Below are 21,935 nucleotides of genomic sequence, written 5' to 3' on the forward strand. Positions count from 1 at the left end.
AGAAATAGCCTCGCACGAATGCGTCAACGAAGGACACGACAACCATGCTCGGATTGGGAAAAATCGCCAAAAAGGTCTTCGGAACGCCGAACGACCGAAAAGTTAAGGCGACACGTCCACTCGTTGACAAGATCAACGCATTGGAGCCGGAGTTTGAAAAACTCTCCGACGCAGAGATCATTGCCAAAACAGAAGCGTTGTCGGAGCGCGCTAAGGGCGGCGAGTCGCTGGATGCGCTTTTGCCGGAAGCCTTTGCCAACTGCCGCGAGGCTGCAAAGCGCGCGCTGGGGCTGCGCGCCTTTGATGTGCAATTGATGGGCGGCATATTCCTGCACGAAGGCAATATTTCGGAAATGAAAACCGGCGAGGGTAAGACCCTTGTGGCGACCTTTCCGGCCTACCTAAACGCGCTGACCGGCAAGGGTGTGCACGTTGTGACGGTCAACGATTACCTTGCCCGCCGTGATGCGGAATGGATGGCCAACGTGTTCACCGCGCTTGGCATGACCACCGGCGTTGTTGTACCGCAGCAACCCGAAGACGAAAAGCGTGCGGCTTATGCCTGTGACATCACTTATGCGACCAACAACGAGCTGGGCTTTGACTATCTGCGCGACAACATGAAGTCCGAGCTGGCCGATATGAGCCAGCGCGAGCACAACTTTGCCATCGTGGATGAGGTCGACAGCATCTTGGTCGACGAAGCACGGACACCGTTGATTATTTCCGGCCCGTCGCAAGACCGAACTGACCTTTACATGGCGATCGACAAGTTGATCCCTGACGTGCTCGAGGAACACTACGAGCTCGACGAAAAATCCCGCAACGTGACCTTCACGGATGAGGGCAACGAATTTCTCGAAGAGCACCTTCTGGCGCGCGGCTTGTTGCCCGAAGGCCAGAGTCTTTACGATCCGGAAAGCACCACGATTGTGCACCACATCAATCAGGGTCTGCGGGCGCACAAGCTGTTCACCAAGGACAAAGACTACATCGTTCGCGACCGTCAGGTCGTGCTGATTGATGAGTTCACCGGGCGCATGATGACGGGCCGTCGTCTGTCGGACGGGCTGCATCAGGCGATTGAAGCCAAGGAAGGTTGCGACATTCAGCCGGAAAACGTGACTTTGGCGCAGGTGACCTTTCAGAACTACTTCCGCCTATATGGCAAACTTGGCGGCATGACAGGCACGGCATCGACCGAAGCCGAGGAATTTTCGGAAATCTATGGTCTTGGCGTGGTCGAAGTTCCGACCAACCGGCCCATTGCGCGCATTGACGACGACGACGCCGTGTATCGGACCGCGCGCGAAAAATTCGAAGCAATTGTCAAAACCATCAAAGAAGCGAGCGACAAGGGACAGCCGATTCTGGTGGGTACCACGTCGATTGAAAAATCCGAGTTCCTGTCCAGTGAACTCGACAAAGCTGGTGTGAAACACAACGTCCTGAACGCCCGTCAGCACGAAAAAGAAGCGCAGATCGTGGCCGACGCTGGCAAGCTGGGCGCGGTAACCATCGCGACCAACATGGCTGGCCGTGGCACGGACATCAAATTGGGCGGCAACGTCGAATTCAAAGTCCTGGAGGCGATCGCAGCCGACCCCGATGGCGATCACGAGGCCATTCGCGCCGAGATCGAAGAGGGTCACAAGGCGGATGAACAGGCGGTCAAAGAGGCGGGTGGTCTGTTTGTTCTCGCCACCGAACGCCACGAAAGCCGTCGTATCGACAACCAGCTGCGAGGCCGCTCTGGCCGTCAGGGCGACCCGGGCCGTTCATCGTTCTTCCTGAGCCTCGAAGACGATCTGATGCGCATCTTCGGTTCTGACCGGCTGGACAAAGTGTTGTCGTCGCTGGGCATGGAAGAGGGCGAGGCAATCATTCACCCGTGGGTGAACAAGTCGCTGGAGCGCGCGCAGGCCAAAGTGGAAGGCCGCAACTTTGACATCCGCAAACAGCTTTTGAAGTTTGACGATGTGATGAACGAACAGCGTAAAGTGATCTTTGGCCAACGCCGCGAGATCATGGAAGCCGAAGATCTTTCGGATGTGGCGCAGGATATGCGCCACGACGTGATCGGCGAGCTTGTTGATCAGTATATGCCGCCAAAGACCTACGCCGATCAGTGGGACACCGAGGGGCTTTATGCCGCTGCCATCGAACGGCTTGGCCTGGACGTGCCGGTGATCGAATGGGCAGACGAAGAAGGCGTTGATGACGAACAAATTCGCGAACGTCTTGAGACCAAAGCGGATGAGATGATGGCGGCCAAAGCTGTCAACTTTGGCCCCGAAGCGATGCGCATGATTGAAAAACAGATCCTGCTGCAGACCATCGACACCAAATGGCGTGAGCACCTGCTGACGCTGGAGCATTTGCGGTCAGTGGTCGGGTTCCGCGGGTATGCGCAGCGTGATCCGCTGAATGAATACAAAAACGAATCCTTCCAGTTGTTTGAGAGCATGCTCGACAGCCTGCGCGAGGATGTGACCACAACTCTGGCGCGGATTCGCCCCATTTCCGAAGACGAACAGCGCGAACTGGCGCAGCAGATGCAGCAGCGCGAAAGTGGTGCGTCGCAAGTGTCTGAGGCGGGCGCGCCGCAGGATGAGACACCTGTTCCAAACCCTGAAAATGCGGTGGAAGGCTTTGATGAAAACAACCCGGAAACCTGGGGAAATCCAGGCCGCAATGACAAGTGTCCTTGTGGGTCCGGCAAGAAATTCAAGCACTGCCATGGTCGTTTGACCTGACCTATTTGCGACAGACTTAAATCAAAAGGGCGCCTTAAGGGTGCCCTTTTTGTTTGGGAGATTGGCCTCCGTATTTTATGTATCGGAGGCTTTCATGGCCAATATGAGAAACGTGTATCGCCGCTATTCTATGGCCTGTGCGACGCTGACCATTGCCATCTTCATTGGCTTTATTATGGAACGGACCGAGGCCAGCCAAGTGCCCGTCGCGGCCCAAAGCACCGCGCCTGTGTCTGCCTTGCCTGCGATCAACGCGAGTCTCGGAGGGGGTGTTTTGTCCACTCCGAAACGGCCCAGTGCCAGCGGACTTCCGATGATGCCCAGCGACCACGGCGCGCAAGCCAGTTTGCCTGGTGTGCCCGTGTTGGTCGCGGTTGCAGAAGACGTGCCAGTCGGGCTGATTCCCCAAGAAGAAGTTGTGCCAGCCATGTCCTGTGATGTGTCGCTCGCGGCCGAAGGTACGGCTGGCGCCATGGTGCGATTGGTGCTCAATGCGCCTTGTCACACAGGAGAGCGTGTGTCGGTGCATCACGGTGATCTAAAGTTCACCGAGTTGGTTGGCGATGACGGTTTTCTGGACTTGATGGTGCCTGCGCTTTCCACCAACGCGGTGTTTGCAATGTTGTTCGCCAACGGTGACGGTGCAACTGCGACTGTCGCAGTGGACAGCCTGATGTTTTATGACCGCACGGTTATTCGATGGTCCGGTGAGAGCGGTGTAGAGCTGCACGCTCGTGAGTTTGGCGCACAATATGGCGAGGCTGGCCATGTTTGGCGGGGCCGCGCCCGCGATATTTCTGCGATGATTGGGGGCGTTGGCGGCTTTCTGACCCCATTGGGCAACCCCGAAATAGCCGAAGCGGCACGCGCCGAGGTTTATACTTTTCCCAGCGTTACAGCGGCGCAAAGCGGATCGATTGCGCTGAGCGTTGAGGCTGAAATCACCGAAAGAAACTGTGGCCGTACAATCCACGTCGAAACCGGAAAAATTGAGGCCGGTAAAACCGTGTCTTCGCGGCACATGCAGTTGGAAATTCCAGCCTGTGACGCAGTGGGACAATTTCTGGTGTTGAAAAACCTCGTCGAAGACCTGACAATCGCGCAAAAATAAGCTGGCGGTCAGGAATTCCAAATGTTGCGATTTTGTGCGGCGGTGTGCGCCGCACTTTCATTTTGTCTGAGCGCCGGAATCGTGTCGGCGCAGGATGTGACGCTCAAGTCGCACGATGGCGCCGTGGAAATCGTCGGCACCCTTTTGGGATTTGACGGCGAATTCTACCGCGTCGACACAATCTATGGCGAGTTGACGGTTGATGGGTCCGGCGTGACCTGTGACGGTCCCGGATGTCCCAATCTTATCAACTTCGTAGCGGATGTCGCGATCTCCGGCTCTGAGAGCATGGCCGAGGTTCTGATGCCAGCGCTGCTTGAGGCTTTTGCCTTGAGAAACGGGTTCACGGTGACGCGGAAAGACATCGAAGCGACCCGATTTGAGTATCATCTGAGCCAGCTGGAAACCGGTGATCTGCGGGCGCGCTTTCGGTTTCATGCCAGCAATGCGGACGAAGGGTTTGCCGATTTGCTTGCGGATGAGGCGGACATTGCAATGTCACTGCGTGAAATCCGCCCGCAAGAGGCCGCGCTTGGCTATGAAGCGGGTCTTGGCGATATGAGCGACACCAACCGCAGCCGCGTTCTGGCGCTGGACGGGATGGTGCCAATTGTGGCTGCCAACAACCCGATCTCGTCTATTTCACTAGCTCAGTTGGCAGAGGTTTTTGCCGGAGAAATCAGCAACTGGAACGAATTGGGCGGCCCTGATGCACCGATTTCGACGCATCTGGCGGCGGCGACTTCGGGATTCGCGCAAGCGGTCGAAGATCAACTGATGTTGCGAGCAAACGCGGAGTTTCAGCCTGAAGTTGCCCGTCATGATCGAAACTCCGATCTTTTGAATGCGGTGCAACGTGATCCTTTTGCCATTGGAATCACAAGCTTTTCCGACACATCCAGCACCAAAGTTTTGACACTGACAGGAAGCTGCGGCTTCTCTTTGGAAGCGTCGCGACGCACGATCAAGACCGAGGATTATCCGTTGAATGCGCCGATGTTCTTGTATTTTCCTGCGCGGCGTTTGCCCAAGTTGGTGCGGGACTTTCTGGCCTATACCCGCGGACCGTCAGCGCAGGTGGTGATCCGGCGGGCCGGATTTGTGGATCAAACCTCTGAGGAAATCGCCATAAACAGCCAAGGTGACCGACTGGCCAATGCAATTTCGGTTGTCGGCGAAGACCTGACGTTTGAAAACACGCAGGAAATGATGGCTACCCTTTTGGGCAAGACACGCCTGACGACGTCATTCCGGTTTCAGACCGGATCATCACGACTGGATGCGCAGTCACGGTCAAACGTGCAACAGTTGGCTCGCGCTATTGAAGGTGGCCGGTACGACACTAGAAAGCTATATTTCGTTGGATTTTCTGACGGAGACGGGCCGGCAAAAATCAATCGTAACATAGCCTTAAAGCGGGCTGAAACGGTCCGCGATGCTGTTTTGACGGCGGCGGAAACGGCGAATCTGGAGCGGTTGTCGTTTGACGCGATCGCCTTTGGTGAGGCCATGCCAATGGCATGCGACGACACCTCTTGGGGGCGGCAGGTAAACCGGCGGGTGGAGATCTGGGTCGACTGACCTACAGATACCCCTCGGCGCGAAAGCTAAGTTCGCGGGATTTTCCGACAATTAGATGGTCATGCAGCGTGAGGCCAAGCGCCTGCGCAGCGGCATTGATCTGATGGGTCATGGTGATGTCGCTGTCCGAAGGCGTAGGGTCGCCGGATGGGTGATTATGCACCAATATCAAGGCACTGGCGTTGAGTTCGAGCGCCCGTTTTGCCACCTCACGCGGGTAGACGGGGACGTGATTAACAGTGCCCTGCGCCTGTGCCTCGTCGGCGATGAGCGTGTTTTTGGTGTCCAAGTATAACACGCGGAACTGCTCGGTATCGCGGTGCGCCATGGTGGTGTGGCAATACGCGACCAAAGCATCCCACCCGGACAGCACGTGCCGCTGCATCACGCGGCTGCGGGCCAACCTGTGGGCTGCGGCTTCGACAATCTTAAGCTCGGTGACGACGGCATCACCGACGCCGGAAACTTCTTGCAGGCGAGGCAAAGGTGCTGACACCACGCCATTAAAATCTCCGAATGTTTCCAGCAGTTTATGGGCAAGTGGCTTGACATCCCTTCGCGGAATGGCGCGAAACAGGACCAGTTCCAGCATCTCGTAATCTGGCAAGGCAGCCGCGCCGCCAGCCAAAAAACGCGCCCTCAGGCGTTTGCGGTGATCGCCAATGTAGGACGGCACCTTGCCTGACGGCAGTGGTGTCACCGGCGCTTCGTCGGCGTCAAAAAGAGGCAAAGGGCGATCTGAAAAACTGCGGGGGTCAGACATGCTTTCAGATTGCGGGGTCATGGTAAACCAAAGGTTAATGGGGTGCGGATCGTCGGGTGACACGGGTTAATACCCTTGTCTGCATCGCGTCGGTATTGCATCGGTAAGGCGACGGTGGCGATTTCGGTTGTCGGGCGTTGGTTTCGGTGGGACAGTTGATGCAGTTTGGTGCGCCGAAACGGTGAGCCGGAATTTGCGGAGATATTCATGCGACTTTTTATTGCGGCCCTTTTTGCAACTTTATCAACCGGAGCCTTGCACGCCCAAACGATCGACCGGATTTTGGAACGTAATGAAATTCGTCTTGGGTTCCGCTCAGACGCACCACCAATGTCATTTCAGATAGAGGATGGCTCTCCCACTGGGTACACGCCGGCGCTGTGTGTGCATGTTGCGCAGGGCCTTGTGAACGCGTTGCAGGCTGACAACCTTGAAGTGCAGTTTGTCGAAGTCGATGCTAACGACCGGTTCGACAGGGTCGCGAGCGGCGAGATAGATCTGTTGTGCGGCGTGGCAACAATTACTTTGGAGCGGCGTGCGCTGGTTGACTTCTCCATCCCAGTCTACGTCGACGGTACGTCGGTTCTTTTGCCAGCGACTACGGATGAAGACCTTCGGACTTTGAACGGCAAAAGCATTGGTGTCAGGCGTGACACAACCACAGATCGGACGCTGTCCCAGATACTGGAGTTAGCCGAGATTGATGTTAAAACCACCCGGTTTGTGGATCATGAAAGCGCCATCATAGCGCTGGAGAAGCGCGAAATTGACGCTTATTTTGCGGATCAGTCCATTCTAGCCGGTCTTTGGATGTCGAGCCCGCAGCGCAATGAGTTGAAACTGGCGCGTGAAACTTTCACGTTGGAAAAGCAAGGCCTTGCGATGGCGCGCGGCGATACCGATTTCCGTCTTTTGGTGGATGGCATCCTGTCCGGTTTGTATGCCAACGGTACGGTGCGCGAGACGATGGAAAAAGCCATTCCCGGTCTGGTGCCGGGGCCCGGGTTGACCGCATTGTTTATGCTGGCGCCTGAGGTGGATTAAGTCTTTCAAATTGTCAGGTCTGGCGCGGTTCTTTTTAGTCCTACTGGTAGGTCTCTTTTGACTTGTGTCGAAAGTAGAGTTGGAGTCTTTTCCTCAAAACAACTTTGAGAAGACTATTCCATGAATCGACTAAATATCGCTATCGCGCTCATTGCCGTGTTGGCTTTGGCGGGATGTATGACGACAACGGCTGAGGCGCCAGTTCCGAGCTATGCGGGTGTGGAGAGAGAATACGTTCAATGGAACGGGAATACTTGGCGCATATACGAAAACGAAGCAGCAGGAAGAGTATTGGTCACTCCGAATGAGGAAGGTGTCGCCGCGTCAGGCCTGAGCGGAAACTCGGCCCCCAAAATTATGAGGTTGGCAGCGCAGCGGTATTTCTATGAGAGTGGTCGCAATTGTGAAGTCGGGAGCGACACTTTGCTGTCTGAAAGCGCATATGAGTTTCCATATAGCTGCGAGGCATCCACCAAATCCAAGCGCTATTGCGTGACGGAGGCGGAGTGTCGCGACTTTGCGCGCCGTGGATTCCTGGTGGATAAGAGCTTTGTGGGCATTCAGCCTGTGGCGCAGACGGTGCATTTTTTCAAAATGAAGGTTTTTGATGACCAGGACGTGGGACGTGCCCTCATTGAAAGCGAACGAACGGGACACTGGACCATCACGCCAGATGTCTTCGAGCAGAGCTTCGAAAAACACGCACGGGACACAAAAAGGCAGTGCGAAATCACCAACGTCGACGATATCGATGGTGAAAGCAAAGTGATCTTTTATCGCTGCAATTAGGGGCTTGGAGACCAGAAAAAAGCCCCGCATTGGACCATGCGGGGCTTTTCAATTTGGTGAGACAGGGCCTTACCCCTTCATCGAATCCCAGAAGCTTTTGACCGAACTAAAGAAGCTCGTGCTTTCGGGGTTGTTCTCCTCGCTGAGGTTTTCAAACTCGCGCAGCAGCTCTTTTTGGCGGCTGGTGAGTTTCACCGGAGTTTCCACCGCCAGTTCGATCATCATGTCGCCGGAGCCGCCGCCGCGCAGGGCGGGCATGCCTTTGCCGCGCAGGCGCATCTGGCGGCCAGACTGTGAGCCGGAGGGGATTTTCACCCGCGACCGGCCGCCGTCGATGGTCGGTACTTCGATGTCGCCGCCCAAGGCCGCGCTGGTCATGCTGACCGGTACGCGGCAGAAGAGGTTCACGCCATCGCGTTCAAAGATCTTGTGCGGGCCGACCTCGATAAAGATATAGAGATCGCCTGCGGGACCGCCGCGCATGCCGGCTTCGCCTTCGCCGGCAAGGCGGATGCGGGTGCCGGTTTCCACGCCTGCGGGGATGTTGACCGACAGGGCGCGGTCTTTTTCCACGCGGCCTTGGCCGCCACAGGATTTACAGGGGTTCTGGATGATCTGACCCAGCCCCGAACAGGTCGGGCAGGTGCGTTCAACGGTGAAGAAACCCTGCTGCGCGCGCACCTTGCCCATGCCAGAGCATGTCGGGCAGGTGGTGGGTTCGGAGCCGCCTTCGGCGCCGGAGCCGCTGCAGCCTTCGCACGCGACGGAGGTCGGCACGTTGATGGTTTTTTGCATGCCGCCAAAGGCGTCTTCGAGCGAAACCCGCAGGTTGTAGCGAAGGTCGGCGCCGCGTGAGGCGCGTTGGCGTCCGCCGCCGGGACGGCCACCGCCGCCTCCGCCCATGAAGTCGCCAAACAGGTCGTCAAACACGTCCGAGAAGGCCGAGGCGAAGTCGCCCTGACCGGGATGACCACCGCGTGGTCCGCCGCCCATACCGCCCTCAAAGGCGGCGTGACCATAGCGGTCGTAGGCCGCTTTTTTCTCGGCGTCTTTCAGAATTTCGTAGGCTTCGTTGGCCTCTTTGAACTGGCCTTCCGCTTCGGGATTGTCCGCGTTGCGGTCAGGGTGCAGTTCTTTGGCCTTTGAGCGGTAGGCCTTTTTGATTTCGTCTGCCGAAGCCCCTTTGGCGACGCCAAGGACCTCATAGAAGTCACGTTTTGCCATGGGTTACTCCTTTGGCTGGACTGAAATGGGCCGATCCGGAGGTCGGACCGGCCCGATTTTCAGGTCCGAAAGCGACTTAGCGCTTGCTGTCGTCGAGGTCTTCGAAGTCGGCGTCGACGATGTCGTCATCTGCCGCTGGTCCTGCATCCATGTCAGGAGCCTCTTCGCCGGCCTCTTCCTGAGCCGATTTGTAGATCGCCTCACCCAAACGCATCGCCACTTCCATGACGTTCTGGATACCGGATTTCAGTTTCTCACCGGTGATGTCCTCTTTCTCGAGGTCATCCTTGAGCGAGGCAATGGCCAGCTCAATGGCTTCCACAGTGGATGGATCCACTTTGTCGCCATGCTCTGCCACCTGTTTCTCGGTGTCGTGCACCAGGCTTTCGGCCTGGTTGCGGGCTTCGATCAGCTCGCGGCGCTCTTTGTCGGCCTCGGCGTTGTCCTCGGCGTCCTGCACCATTTTCTCGATGTCAGCATCGGACAGACCACCAGATGCCTGGATGGTGATTTTCTGCTCTTTGCCGGTGCCTTTGTCAGCCGCGCCGACGGACACGATGCCGTTGGCGTCGATGTCGAAGGTCACTTCGATCTGTGGCATGCCGCGTGGGGCTGGCGGGATGTTTTCGAGGTTGAACTGGCCGAGGATCTTGTTGTCCGACGCCATTTCGCGCTCACCCTGGAACACGCGGATGGTCACGGCGTTCTGGTTGTCTTCGGCGGTGGAGAAGATCTGCGACTTTTTGGTCGGGATCGTTGTGTTGCGATCGATCAGACGAGTAAACACGCCACCCAGCGTTTCGATGCCCAGCGACAGAGGTGTCACGTCCAGCAGAACCACGTCTTTGACGTCGCCCTGCAGAACACCGGCCTGAATGGCGGCGCCCATGGCAACAACTTCGTCAGGGTTCACACCTTTGTGCGGCTCTTTGCCGAAGAACTTGGTCACTTCCGCGATCACTTTGGGCATGCGGGTCATACCACCCACGAGAACCACTTCGTCGATCTCGTTGGCGGACAGGCCGGCATCTTTAAGCGCGGCGCCGCAAGGCTTGAGCGACGCTTTGATCAGGTCGTTGACCAGCGATTCAAGCTTGGCACGGGTCAGTTTGATAACCATGTGCAGCGGCGTTCCGGTGGCCGGATCCATCGAGATGAACGGCTGGTTGATCTCGGTCTGGCTGGAGGACGACAGTTCGATCTTGGCTTTCTCGGCAGCTTCTTTCAGACGCTGCAGGGCCATTTTGTCTTTGGTCAGATCGACGTTGTGCTCTTTTTTGAACTCACCCGCGAGGTAGTTCACGATGCGCATGTCAAAGTCTTCACCGCCAAGGAACGTGTCGCCGTTGGTGGATTTCACTTCGAACAGGCCGTCGTCGATTTCGAGGATGGTTACATCGAAAGTACCGCCACCGAGGTCATAGACCGCGATGGTTTGGGTTTCTTCTTTGTCCAGACCATAGGCCAGCGCAGCCGCGGTCGGCTCGTTGATGATGCGCAGCACTTCGAGGCCAGCGATTTTGCCGGCGTCTTTGGTGGCCTGACGCTGTGCGTCGTTAAAATAGGCAGGAACGGTGATCACGGCCTGCGTCACGTCTTCGCCAAGATAGGACTCGGCGGTTTCTTTCATCTTGCCGAGGATGAAGGCAGAGAGTTGCGAAGGAGAGTATTTCTCATCCTTGGCTTCGACCCATGCGTCACCGTTGCCACCGTCGATCACAGAGAACGGCATGTTCTTGAGGTCTTTGGCAAGGTTCGCATCATCGACGCGGCGACCGATCAGGCGCTTGACGCCGAATACGGTGTTTTCCGGGTTGGTGACGGCCTGACGTTTTGCCGGCTGGCCTACGAGGCGCTCGTCATCCGTGAACGCAACGATGGACGGCGTGGTGCGCGCGCCTTCGGCGTTTTCAATTACTTTTGGCTGCGAACCATCCATGATGGCGACGCAGGAGTTTGTTGTACCGAGGTCGATACCGATCACTTTGCTCATTCTGTATCCCTTCTACTTAAGGCGATGTATGGTGCCCGGACCCGATTTGGCATCCGTGCCCCGATCCAGTTGCTTTCCCGCAGGACGGAAAAGCGCTTCGGAGCGTATATAGGGCCACGAAATAAGCCCTGCAACCGCAAGGACGGAACGATTGGGCCTGAATCACGACATTTGTTTTGGCAATTGGGCAGAGAACGCGCACGAAGATGAACAAAAGGTTGAAAATTCGCGGATTCGAGGTGGCAAAGGGTTTGCTGTCACCAGACGCGCAACAGCGGTTGGTGGACGATTTGCGCGCCGTTGCGCGGGTCGCACCGATGCGGTCACCCGTGACTCGGTGGGGAAAACCGATGAGCGTGAAGATGACCAGCGCCGGTCGGCTTGGCTGGATTTCGGATCGGCGCGGTTATCGATATGAGGCGCGACATCCGGACGGGATGGCCTGGCCTCCGATACCAGACTCGATTCTGGCGCTGTGGCGCGAGGTCACGGCGTTGGACCGGCAGCCTGATTGCTGTCTGATCAACTACTACGGCGAAGACGCACGGATGGGGCTGCATCAGGACAAAGACGAAGGCGACTTTGACTGGCCGGTGGTGTCGGTGAGCCTTGGGGATGACGGGCTGTTCCGCATAGGGGGCACGGAACGGGGCGGCAGCACCGAGTCGGTGTGGCTGCAATCAGGCGATGTGGTGGTGATGGGAGGCGCTGCGCGGCTGGCCTATCACGGGGTGGACAGGATCCGGTTCGGCTCATCACGTTTGTTGCCGGATGGCGGACGGATCAACATCACACTGAGGGTGGTGGACCTTTAAACTCGGCACGTGCGGACCGCGTTTCAGAGACCGGTTCAGTATCCAGTGATCGAACAGCAGCCTGACAGCAACGACACTTCGCCGCCGTGGCGTTTGAACACCGCAACCGACAGGCCGAACAACCGGTCTGACATACCATCAGAGCATTCTTCGCGACGGAAGGTGGCAACGGAGTCGCCATAAGCCAAGGCCCAAAGGCCGGGCACACCGGAGGCGGAGACCATTAGGCCCGCACCGGGGGTTTCATAATCACCGGCAGGCGTTGAGAACTGCACGCGCTGGCCTTGGACAATGTCGGCGGACCAGAACGGTTCGGTGCCATAACAGCTGAGCCGTTGTGCGAGGGAGTAGTCGGGATTGGGCTCTTGCCGTGCCAGATAGCGCAGCGATACCCAACCGGAGCCTTCGCCTGTGTTGACGCGGCCCCATCTGCCATCTGCGGCGATAACTTCGACGTCTGTCGCGTTGTGGACAAGTGTGCCGACGATGGGCGCGCCGGAGGTCGCTTCTGCGCGGATGTTGAGCACATCGTCGCTGGCGACGTCGGTCACATCATGCAACGCCGGATACTCCTGTGCCCAAAGCAGCGTTGGCAAAAGCAGGAGGGCGGCGATCAGGCGAATCATCTTTTTGCATTCCAGCTAACGGAGGCATGGCGTCGGGTGTAAAATTCACCCATCAGGCCGATCATCAACAATACGATCCCAACCATCAGCGGATACATCACGGATGAGTTGCGGGGGAAGTAGTTGATGAAGGCAAAGCCACGCGATTGATCAATGCAGTGAAACAGCGGGTTCCAGTCAAACATCGCCAGCATGAAGCCCGGCAAGGTGTTGGCAACGAACATTTTGCCCGACGCAATCATATTGGCGCGGGCATAGATGGTGGACGCAATCGACACAAACGTCGGAAACCACGGTTTGAGGGCGAGAAACACAGTGCCAATCGCGAGGCCGGTGAACCAGCCCAGCAGCAACATACCAAAGGTGGGGATCGGTTGGTCAAACGAGATCGGCGTAAAGGCAACGTGATAAACAAACAGGATCGCAAAGAGCGACAAAATCTGAATGTAGAGCGTGCCAAGCGCAGCGGATGCGATCGCGATGATCGTGTTCATTGGCGCGTGTTTCATCATGGGCGACGACGGACCTTCTGATCCGACGACCGCGCCCAGCGTTTTGGTGTGCGTCAGAAACAGAAACACACCGGACATAAGATAAATCAGAAAGTCGCCGCGCAATGCCGCGCTTCGCAGGCCGAGAACCGAGAACATAACGTAGAAGGCGAGCACAAAAATGATCGCCTGAAGCATGTTCATGACAATCGACAGAACCGCATTGCCGTGTGATTTGCGCACGTCCCGCACAATCGAGTGATAAATCAGCTCGAAGATGCCAAGTGCCGACGAGAGCGTCGTTTTATGTACCGTTTGCTGAAACATGACCTGTGCCGTTATGGGGGTAGTGCTGTTATGTCAGGGAAATCTTGCCGTTCTGTTACACTGCTATCATAAGGGGCGCTGTAGTGCAGTTCAACAAATGCCCGTGTAGGAGAGTTCTTTTGAATTACGATGTGTTGATTCCGATTATCCGCAAGCTTGCAATCGAAGCTGGTGAGAAAATCATGGAGATTTACAACGCCGATGATTTTGACGTGAAGGTCAAATCTGACGACAGCCCGGTGACAGCCGCCGACGAAGCCGCCGACGCGTTGATTTCTGCTGGCCTGCGGGCGGCGTTTCCCGATGTGATGCTGGTCACCGAAGAGCAGTCCGAGAGCCACACCGCCAAGGGTGAGACGTTCCTGATTGTGGACCCGCTGGACGGCACCAAAGAATTCATCCACCGCCGTGGCGATTTCACCGTGAACATCGCGTATGTGGAAAAAGGTGTGCCGCAACGTGGTGTGGTCTATGCGCCTGCGAAAAATCGTATGTTCTTTACCCAAGCCGATGGGCAAGCGGTCGAAGAAGTTGGCGCATTTGATCCCGAAGTTGTCGGTGAAACCAGCCCGATCAACGTTGCAAAATCGGACAATGCCGCGCTGTTGGTTGTGGCCTCCAAGTCGCACCGCGATCAGGCGACGGACGACTACATCAACAAGTACAACGTCAAAGACAGCAAATCCGCTGGCAGTTCGCTGAAATTCTGCCTTGTGGCCACCGGCGAAGCGGACATCTATCCGCGCGTGGGTCGCACCATGGAGTGGGACACGGCCGCAGGGCATGCGGTTCTGTTGGGCGCGGGTGGTCAGGTTGTGCGGTTTGATGACCACACGCCACTGACCTATGGCAAAGAAGATTTCGCCAACCCGTTCTTTATCGCCTATGCGCCTGACGTGGCGCTCAAGACCGCCTGATGTCTGTTCTGATCGTCATCCCCGCGCGCTATGCCTCGTCGCGCTATCCCGCCAAACCTCTGGCGGAATTGCGCGGGGCGACCGGTGAGGCCCGCAGCCTGATCCGGCGCAGTTGGGACGCGGCCTGTGCAGTCAAAGGCGTGGACCGCGTTGTGGTGGCAACGGATGACGATCGCATCAAAGACGCCGCCGAAGCGTTCGGCGCCGAAGTGGTGATGACCTCGGAGGCCTGCGCCAATGGCACAGAGCGTTGCGCCGAAGCGTTTGATGCGCTGGGCGGTGGTTTTGACATTGTCGTCAACTTGCAGGGCGATGCCCCGCTGACCCCCGCATGGTTTGTCGAAGACCTTGTCGAAGGGCTGCGCAAGGACACGATGGCCGAAGTGGCGACCCCTGTTCTGCGTTGTGATGGCCGAGCGCTGAACGGGTTTCTTGAAGACAGGCGCGACGGGCGTGTGGGTGGCACCACAGCGGTGTTCACCACGGACCGTCACGCGCTTTATTTCTCCAAGGAAGTGATCCCGTTCACCTCCGATACCTACAGCGACGATGACGCGACGCCGGTGTTTCACCATGTTGGCGTCTATGCATATCGCCCGTCAGCTTTGGGGGCCTATCCGCGCTGGGCGGTGGGTCCGCTTGAGCAGCTGGAAGGGTTGGAGCAATTGCGGTTCATGGAGCATGGGCGGCAAGTGCTGTGCGTCGAGGTTGAGGCGCGGGGGCGGCAGTTCTGGGAGCTGAACAACCCCGAAGATGTGCCTCGACTTGAGGCGATGATGGCCGAGATGGGCGTCGCATGACGCAACCACCGGTCAGCGTGATCGTTGTAAGCCGAGGTCGCCCCAAGGCACTGCGACGGACGCTGATGGGCATTTCGCAGCTGGTTTATTCACAGTTTGAAGTGATTGTCGTGACCGATGCCGAAGGCATGGACGCGGTGCAGTTTCTTGACTTTAGCCATCAGCTAAAGCTGGTCCTGTTTGACGAGGCCAACATTTCGGCCGCGCGCAATCACGGGATTGCCGCCGCTGCGGGTGAAATTGTTGCGTTCATCGACGATGACGCAGTGCCGGAAACCGGATGGCTCTGGCACTTGATGGCGCCTTTTGATCAACCCGAAGTTTCTGCCGCCGGTGGCTTTGTACGCGGGCGCAACGGGATCACGTTTCAATGGCAGGCCCGAAGCGTGGATGGTGCCGCGCGGCATAGCGATATTGCGCTGAACAGTGACAAACCCGTGGAAATGAGCCCGGCCCAAGGGCGCGCGATCAAGACCGAGGGTACCAATATGGCCTTTCGCCGGGATATGATCGCCGAGATGGGCGGCTTTGATCCGGCGTTCCATTTTTATCTTGATGAAACCGATCTGAATATGCGCTTCGCAGAGATGGGCGCGGTGACGACGATTGTGCCGTTGGCCGAGGTGCACCACGGATATTTGGAAAGTGCACGGCGGTTGGCCAGTCGGGCGCCGCGTGACCTAAGCGGAATTGGTGCCAGCATGGCGGTTTTTCTGCGCAAACACTGCCCAGAAGCGGAGCGAGCGGCCGTTTGGAAAGCGTTTCAGCGCAATCAAAGGCTGCGGCTGGTGGATTTTATGGTCCGCGGAGAGATGATGCCGGGCGATGTAGCGAAATTGATGCGTGGGTTACGGCAGGGCTACGGTCAGGGGCTTGAACGTGACATCGCGGTATTGCCAAGGATCCCCCGGGCCGCTGATGGGTTTCGCAGTTTTGAAAGTATTTCGTCCGGTTCCGTTGTGGTGGGTGGCCGCTTTTGGCGCCGCCGCGCGATTTTGCGCGAGGCGCGCTGTCATGCGCGGGCGGGGCGGGTGGCGTCGGCTTTTGTCTTTTCGCGTACGGGACTGTTTCATCGGGTTGCCTACGATGCGGAGGGCTATTGGGTGCAGACCGGCGGGTTGTTTGGTCGATCCGGCAGAGGCGGGAAGCTGTTTCGCCTTGTCGGGTTTCGCAAGAGGCTGCAGCAGGAAAAACAAAGGGTTGCCCGACAACGTATGTTGTTGGATGAAGGCGCGATTGCCTTTGGAAAGGACAAGACATGACACAGCATCAGCGCACCGCTTTGGTGACCGGATCAGCCGGATTTATCGGCTATCACACGGCCAAGCAGCTGTTGGCTGATGGCTGGCGGGTGATTGGTCTGGACGCGATGACCGACTATTACGACGTATCACTCAAGGAGCGTCGTCACGCGATGCTTTTGCAAAACGCCGGTTTCAGCGCGATCAACGCGCGACTGGAAGAACCCGGCACGTTGATGGCGATTTTTGAGGAACATCAGCCGGATGCCGTGATCCATTTGGCGGCCCAAGCTGGCGTTCGGTATTCGATTGATGCGCCGCGGTCTTATCTTGAGGCCAACCTGATGGGCACGTTTGATTTGCTGGAAGCGGCGCGGGCCTTTCCTCCTGCGCATATGCTGATGGCGTCGACCAGCTCGGTGTATGGCGCAAACACGGAAATGCCTTATGCCGAGACCCATAAGGCGGACAGTCAAATGTCGTTTTATGCGGCCACCAAGAAGGCAAACGAGGCGATGGCGCATTCCTATGCCCATCTTTATGATCTGCCGATCACCATGTTCCGGTTCTTCACGGTTTATGGACCTTGGGGGCGGCCGGATATGGCACTCTTCAAATTCACCAAGGCGATTTTGGAAGGTAATGCGATTGATGTTTATAACCACGGCGACATGAAGCGGGACTTCACCTTTATCGACGATCTGGTGGCAGGCATTGTGGCGTTGATCGAGGCGGTTCCGGCAAAGCCGGACGCGCGCGAGACAGTCTATGAAGCCGACAGTCTGAGCGCGGTGGCGCCTTGGCGGGTGTGTAATATTGGTAACGGCCAACCGGTGCAGTTGATGGATTACATCAAGGCGATTGAAACCGCGTTGGGCCAAGACGCCGAGAAGAATTTCATGCCGATGCAGGCGGGCGATGTGCCGGCGACATGGGCAGATGCGAGTTTGCTGGAACAATTGACGGGGCAGATCCCGCAGACTCCGGTGGAGACAGGCGTGGCGAAGTTCGTGGCGTGGTATCGCGACTTTTACAACGTCTGATCAGCTTTCGCCGACGACGGTCAGCCCGACCTTTTCCGGTTTGTCGTGGGATTCAACCCAACGCGCCAAAGTGGCCTCGAGCAATTCTGTGTCGCGCTGTTGCACCGCGCGGCGCAGGTCCTGCATCGCGCCGGCAATCTCCAGTTCGGACAGGTAGTTTTCCTGCGCCCGAAGGATTTTGGGGTGTGGCGTCGTCAACATGTCGGAGCCGATCAGCAGCTCTTCGTGAATTTTTTCGCCGGGTTGCAAGCCGCTGATCACAACCGGAATGTCGCCGTTTGGATTGCGGTCATCGCGTGGAGTATAGCCCGCCGCCTCGATCATCTTATGTGCGACATCGAGGATTTTGACCGGCTTGCCCATGTCGAGTACAAAGACGTCCCCGCCACGCGAAAAGCTGCCGGTGAGCAGAACGAGGCGCACGGCCTCGTCAACGGTCATAAAATAGCGGGTGACATCGGGGTGGGTGACTGTGACCGGTCCGCCATTGCGGATTTGATCCTGAAACAGCGGGATCACCGAGCCGGAGGAGCCCAAAACGTTGCCAAAGCGGACCATGGAAAACTTTGTGGTCTCCGCGCGGGTGGCAAGATCCTGAATGACCAGTTCTGCCAGACGTTTGGACGAGCCCATGACAGATTCCGGACGCACAGCTTTGTCGGTGGAGACAAGAATGAAGCGGCGCACACCGGCGCGGCGGGCTTCTTCTGCGACGATGCGGGTGCCAAACACGTTGTTTCGCACACCTTCAAAAGCGTTGCCTTCAACGATGTTGACATGTTTGTAGGCTGCGGCGTGAAACACCACGTCGACGTCGTATTTCTCAAGGGTTTCGCGCACCAGTTCGGGGTTTACTACCGATCCCAATATGGCCACCAGTTTGACGTTCAACCCCATACCGACCAGCTCACGCTGAACCCGGTAGAGTGCGTGTTCGCTGTGATCGAGCAACACGACCTGTGCGGGCTGCAATCGGATCAACTGACGGCACAACTCGGACCCGATGGAACCGCCAGCGCCGGTCACCAGAATGTTCTGGCCGCGGTAAGTGGAGTTTGACGAGGGCAGGTCGGTTTCCAGCGCGTCACGTCCAAGCAAAGCGCGCATTTGCATGGGCTTTGACGAGGTCACTTTTTCGCCACGCAGAACCATGTCCGCAAAGGACGGTAGGGCCAGGACCTCACACCCCAGACCGCGCAGTTTTTGGGCAAGGCGCAGGCGCACCGTCTGTTCGGCAGAGGGCATGGCCAGTATCACCCGGTCAATACCGATCCGCTGCACCAACATGGCGATGTTGTTGGGCGAATGCACCCGCAAGCGAAGCACTGAAAGGTTGTGAAGGTTGGGGTTGTCGTCGACAAAACACGCCACTTCGAATTCGTCGTCGGTCTGAAGGGCGGCAGCCAGCTGCTGACCGGTTTGTCCGGCACCGTAGATCAACACCAGTTTGCGTTTGCGGCGGCTGGCGTAAATGCGTTGCACAATTTTGCGCAGTGTGATCCGCGAGGCCACCGACAAAACCGCGTAGATGATGCCGAAATTCAGCAGCGCGGCAAATGGGACATGGGGGAAAACGCCTGATACCCGGGTCAAGGCCTCACTGGCGAAGGTCAGCACACCGGCGACGATCAGGGTTTGGCCGATGTCGTCCAGCCCGTAGGCGTTGAGCTTGACCCTGTGCAGGCCGAAGAATTTGATGAGACCAGCAGCCAGAGGCAAGAGAATCACCAGATACAAAGAGAGGTCGAGGATTCGAAAAGAGCCCGTCGCGCCACGGGTTAAAAGTGCATCGCCAATTACAACTGCTGCGATCACAAGGACCAGATCCAGACAGATCAGGATGAGCCCTTTTTGTGAGCGTTTTAAGTTGGTTAGGAACTCATAGAGCATAGTTGGTCTCAGTATAAAGCATTCAGGCCGTCGGTTTTGCTTTGCCTGTAAAAAATCACTAATGGAACAAAAAGAAATTTCCCTTAAAGCAGTTATAGCATTGTTTGTGACGAAAATGGAAAATCCGCCAACGTCGATCCTGTTATGACCGAAATCGGCGGAGACTTGCACAAAATTCTGGCGTTGCGGCGCTGTGTCCGGTTGGATGCTGATGCGGCAGCCGGTTTCGACCGATTTGCAACATTAAATCTGCAATTGACCTACTTAAGCGACCAATATGATAGCCAAAACGATACAAACCTGTCATTCACTGGCCGCTAAAAGGCCGGTGCAAGCTGCAAGTATTGAGGCGACGTGAATGAATTCCAAGGCTGTTATCGCTGTGATGCTTCTGGCAGTGGGTTTGCTGGGTGGCTGTTCTCTTCCGCGTGGGGGCCCGATTAAGTCCGAAATTACAGGAAGTTCCGCGCCGGATGACATCGCGATTGAACAGGTTACCCGCGCCAGCGTTCGCGAAATTCAAAAATGGCCTGCGGCGGGATGGCATGGACACTATCATTGGTTCGCTCGCCAACCTGGCCCCGGCAACCGGATCATCCGCCCCGGTGATCTGATCACCCTGACCATTTGGGACAATCAAGACAACTCGCTGCTGCTTGGCCCCGAGCAGCGCAGCGCGCCCTTGCGGCCTGAAGAAGTGACGCTCGAAGGCTCGGTTTTTGTGCCCTACGTCGACAACATTCAAGTCAACGGTTTGACGCCACAGGAAGCACGTAGAGTCATTCAAGACCGCCTCACGCCCATTGCGCCGTCGGCGCAGGTGCAGATCGAGGTGAAGTCAGGCCGCCGTAACTCGGCAGACCTGGTGTCTGGTGTGCGCGCTCCGGGCAGTTATCCCCTGATGGATCGTAACGTTTCGCTGTTGTCGCTGATTGCGCAGGCGGGCGGAGTGGACGAGTCGGTCGACAACCCGCTTATCCGTTTGGTGCGCGGCGGCCAATCATATGAAATCCCTGTGGACAGCCTGTACAAGGATCCGGCCAAAAACGTCATCGTGCGTGGTGGCGATCAGGTGATCGTAGATGAGGAGGAACGCTTCTTCCTGGCTGTGGGATCCACGCAGAAAGAGGAGCAGGTGTTCTTCCACAAAGAGCACATCTCGGCGATGGAGGCGTTGGCCATTCTCGGAGGACTTGTGGATACACGAGCCAATCCGCAAGGCATTCTGATTCTGCGGGAATATCCTGAGTCCGCACTGCGGACAGATCGCAGTGGGCCGCAGATGCGCCACATGGTGTTCGTGTTTGATATCACAAATGCAGATGGCATTTATGGCGCGAAGAACTTCCAAATTCAGCCGAGTGACATCGTGATTGCATCGGAATCCGCTGTGAAACCGGCGCAGGCCGTGATCGCGTTGGCTGGGTCGTTGTTTGCCATAAACAACTTGTTTGACTAGGCAGGCATAGCCTGCTTCGCGGCTGTGTAGGGAAAAGGCGAGCAATTTTTCCCCTGCCTAGACGGATTGTTGTAGGTATGAGTGGCATAGTTGGCGCAGGGAGCAGAATGTTCCTTGTCTAGAAAAAGAGGTGAGTGATTCATGCGTAGAAAAGTGACCAAGGCGATTTTCCCGGTTGCGGGACTTGGCACCCGATTCCTGCCGGCGACCAAATCAGTGCCGAAAGAGATCATGACGCTGGTGGACCGGCCGTTGATTCAATACGCAATCGACGAGGCCCGCGAAGCCGGAATCAAGGAATTCATCTTTGTCACATCGCGTGGCAAAGGCGCATTGGAAGACTATTTTGACCACGCTCCGGTGTTGGAGCAAGAGCTGCGCAAGAAGGGCAAAGGCGACCTTCTTAAAGCGCTCAAAGATACCAATATGGAAAGTGGCGCGATTGCCTATATCCGCCAACACAAGGCACTGGGCCTTGGGCACGCTGTGTCCTGTGCGCAGCGTTTGATTGCCAATGAACCCTTTGCGGTGATTTTGCCTGACGATGTGATCGCGGGCGAGCATGGCTGTTTGAAGCAGATGGTTGACGCGTATGAAGAAACCGGCGGCTGCATGGTCGCCGCGATGGAAGTGCCGCCCGTAAAGGCGTCGGCCTATGGTGTGCTGGACGTCAAAGAGGATATGGGCGCGTTGGTGTCTGTCAAAGGGATGGTTGAAAAGCCGAAAGCCGATGAGGCCCCTTCAAACCTCGCGGTGATTGGCCGCTATATCCTGACGCCGGATGTTTTGCGCAGCCTGAACAGGCAGGAATCCGGCGCAGGTGGAGAGATCCAGCTGACGGATGCGATTGCCAAAGAGATTGAAGCAGAGCGCAACGTTTTTGGCTTTCGTTTCAAAGGACAGCGGTATGACTGCGGGTCCAAGGCGGGTTTCTTGCAAGCAACCGTGGCGTTTGCATTGGCACGTGATGAACTGCGGGACGAATTGGAAGTTTATCTCGAAGAGATGCTTGCAGCACGCAAGGCAGCACAATAAGCCCGTGGCCATGACTGGCTTGGAGGTTTT

General features: G+C 57.0%; 20 protein-coding genes. 13 read left to right on the forward strand and 7 right to left on the reverse strand.

Features of this window, described 5'->3' with window-relative positions; translation table 11 throughout:
• Positions 1-44 precede the first annotated feature (44 nt).
• The 3 genes from secA to PG871_RS01710 all read left to right on the forward strand — a co-directional run bounded on the left by secA (position 45) and on the right by PG871_RS01710 (position 5,448).
• The gene (gene secA / locus PG871_RS01700) at positions 45-2,756 is read left to right on the forward strand and encodes a preprotein translocase subunit SecA (protein WP_270725367.1); all 2,712 of its coding nucleotides are present in this window, start codon (positions 45-47) and stop codon (positions 2,754-2,756) included.
• Between the two features lie 94 nt (positions 2,757-2,850).
• Positions 2,851-3,867 (forward strand): translocase, encoded by a 1,017-nt coding sequence (locus PG871_RS01705; protein WP_270725370.1) that lies wholly within the window; start codon positions 2,851-2,853, stop codon positions 3,865-3,867.
• Between the two features lie 21 nt (positions 3,868-3,888).
• A complete protein-coding gene (locus tag PG871_RS01710; protein WP_270725371.1) occupies positions 3,889-5,448 on the forward strand; it encodes a phosphate ABC transporter substrate-binding/OmpA family protein in 1,560 nt (519 codons plus the stop codon).
• A gap of 1 nt (position 5,449) precedes the next feature.
• On the opposite strand, the gene radC is transcribed toward PG871_RS01710, so the two are convergent.
• A complete protein-coding gene (radC, locus tag PG871_RS01715; protein ID WP_270725373.1) occupies positions 5,450-6,211 on the reverse strand; it encodes a RadC family protein in 762 nt (253 codons plus the stop codon).
• Between the two features lie 17 nt (positions 6,212-6,228).
• Entirely contained in the window at positions 6,229-6,420 is a 192-nt protein-coding gene (locus tag PG871_RS01720) for a hypothetical protein (protein ID WP_270725374.1), read from the reverse strand.
• On the opposite strand from PG871_RS01720, the gene PG871_RS01725 reads away from it, so the two are divergent.
• Both PG871_RS01725 and PG871_RS01730 read left to right on the forward strand, forming a co-directional pair.
• Entirely contained in the window at positions 6,419-7,255 is an 837-nt protein-coding gene (locus PG871_RS01725) for an amino acid ABC transporter substrate-binding protein (protein ID WP_270725375.1), read from the forward strand. The two genes, PG871_RS01720 and PG871_RS01725, sit on opposite strands and share 2 nt — an antisense overlap.
• A gap of 120 nt (positions 7,256-7,375) precedes the next feature.
• A complete protein-coding gene (locus PG871_RS01730; protein WP_270725376.1) occupies positions 7,376-8,044 on the forward strand; it encodes a hypothetical protein in 669 nt (222 codons plus the stop codon).
• 69 nt (positions 8,045-8,113) lie between these two features.
• Here the strand turns inward: PG871_RS01730 and dnaJ are convergent, their stop codons facing one another.
• Together dnaJ and dnaK are read right to left on the reverse strand one after the other, a co-directional pair.
• On the reverse strand, positions 8,114-9,268 hold the full coding sequence (gene dnaJ / locus PG871_RS01735) for a molecular chaperone DnaJ (RefSeq protein WP_270725378.1): 1,155 nt from the start codon (positions 9,266-9,268) through the stop codon (positions 8,114-8,116).
• Positions 9,269-9,344: 76 nt separating this feature from the next.
• Positions 9,345-11,261: a molecular chaperone DnaK gene (gene dnaK / locus PG871_RS01740; RefSeq protein WP_270725380.1), complete on the reverse strand. Its 1,917-nt coding sequence runs from the start codon at positions 11,259-11,261 to the stop codon at positions 9,345-9,347.
• 206 nt (positions 11,262-11,467) lie between these two features.
• On the opposite strand from dnaK, the gene PG871_RS01745 reads away from it, so the two are divergent.
• The gene (locus PG871_RS01745; protein ID WP_270725382.1) at positions 11,468-12,076 is read left to right on the forward strand and encodes an alpha-ketoglutarate-dependent dioxygenase AlkB family protein; all 609 of its coding nucleotides are present in this window, start codon (positions 11,468-11,470) and stop codon (positions 12,074-12,076) included.
• 35 nt (positions 12,077-12,111) lie between these two features.
• Here the strand turns inward: PG871_RS01745 and PG871_RS01750 are convergent, their stop codons facing one another.
• Positions 12,112-12,702 (reverse strand): SH3 domain-containing protein, encoded by a 591-nt coding sequence (locus PG871_RS01750; RefSeq protein ID WP_270725384.1) that lies wholly within the window; start codon positions 12,700-12,702, stop codon positions 12,112-12,114.
• A complete protein-coding gene (locus PG871_RS01755) occupies positions 12,699-13,520 on the reverse strand; it encodes an ABC transporter permease (protein ID WP_270725386.1) in 822 nt (273 codons plus the stop codon). Before PG871_RS01755 ends, PG871_RS01750 begins: the two co-directional genes overlap by 4 nt.
• 119 nt (positions 13,521-13,639) lie before the next feature.
• Between PG871_RS01755 and cysQ the strand changes: the two genes are divergently transcribed.
• The 4 genes from cysQ to PG871_RS01775 are packed head-to-tail and all read left to right on the forward strand — an operon-like array spanning position 13,640 to position 17,521.
• Complete coding sequence (gene cysQ / locus PG871_RS01760) at positions 13,640-14,437, forward strand: 3'(2'),5'-bisphosphate nucleotidase CysQ (RefSeq protein ID WP_270725388.1); 798 nt, start codon at positions 13,640-13,642, stop codon at positions 14,435-14,437.
• A complete protein-coding gene (locus PG871_RS01765; RefSeq protein WP_270725390.1) occupies positions 14,437-15,237 on the forward strand; it encodes a 3-deoxy-manno-octulosonate cytidylyltransferase in 801 nt (266 codons plus the stop codon). Before cysQ ends, PG871_RS01765 begins: the two co-directional genes overlap by 1 nt.
• Positions 15,234-16,499 (forward strand): glycosyltransferase family 2 protein, encoded by a 1,266-nt coding sequence (locus tag PG871_RS01770; protein WP_270725392.1) that lies wholly within the window; start codon positions 15,234-15,236, stop codon positions 16,497-16,499. Before PG871_RS01765 ends, PG871_RS01770 begins: the two co-directional genes overlap by 4 nt.
• On the forward strand, positions 16,496-17,521 hold the full coding sequence (locus tag PG871_RS01775) for an NAD-dependent epimerase/dehydratase family protein (RefSeq protein ID WP_270725393.1): 1,026 nt from the start codon (positions 16,496-16,498) through the stop codon (positions 17,519-17,521). The genes PG871_RS01770 and PG871_RS01775 overlap by 4 nt, the downstream gene beginning before the upstream one ends.
• On the opposite strand, the gene PG871_RS01780 is transcribed toward PG871_RS01775, so the two are convergent.
• The gene (locus PG871_RS01780) at positions 17,522-19,411 is read right to left on the reverse strand and encodes a nucleoside-diphosphate sugar epimerase/dehydratase (RefSeq protein WP_270725395.1); all 1,890 of its coding nucleotides are present in this window, start codon (positions 19,409-19,411) and stop codon (positions 17,522-17,524) included.
• 144 nt (positions 19,412-19,555) lie between these two features.
• On the opposite strand from PG871_RS01780, the gene PG871_RS01785 reads away from it, so the two are divergent.
• The 3 genes from PG871_RS01785 to galU all read left to right on the forward strand — a co-directional run bounded on the left by PG871_RS01785 (position 19,556) and on the right by galU (position 21,905).
• Positions 19,556-19,732 carry a hypothetical protein gene (locus PG871_RS01785; protein WP_270725396.1) on the forward strand — a complete coding sequence of 59 codons (177 nt, stop codon included), beginning with the start codon at positions 19,556-19,558 and terminating at the stop codon, positions 19,730-19,732.
• 37 nt (positions 19,733-19,769) lie between these two features.
• Positions 19,770-20,870, forward strand: a complete 1,101-nt coding sequence (locus PG871_RS01790; RefSeq protein WP_270725398.1) for a polysaccharide biosynthesis/export family protein — start codon at positions 19,770-19,772, stop codon at positions 20,868-20,870.
• Positions 20,871-21,011: 141 nt separating this feature from the next.
• Positions 21,012-21,905: a UTP--glucose-1-phosphate uridylyltransferase GalU gene (gene galU, locus PG871_RS01795; protein ID WP_270725400.1), complete on the forward strand. Its 894-nt coding sequence runs from the start codon at positions 21,012-21,014 to the stop codon at positions 21,903-21,905.
• The last annotated feature ends 30 nt before the right edge of the window (positions 21,906-21,935 follow it).

It is taken from the genome of Shimia sp. Alg240-R146, from assembly GCF_947331465.1.
GTDB lineage: Bacteria > Pseudomonadota > Alphaproteobacteria > Rhodobacterales > Rhodobacteraceae > Shimia.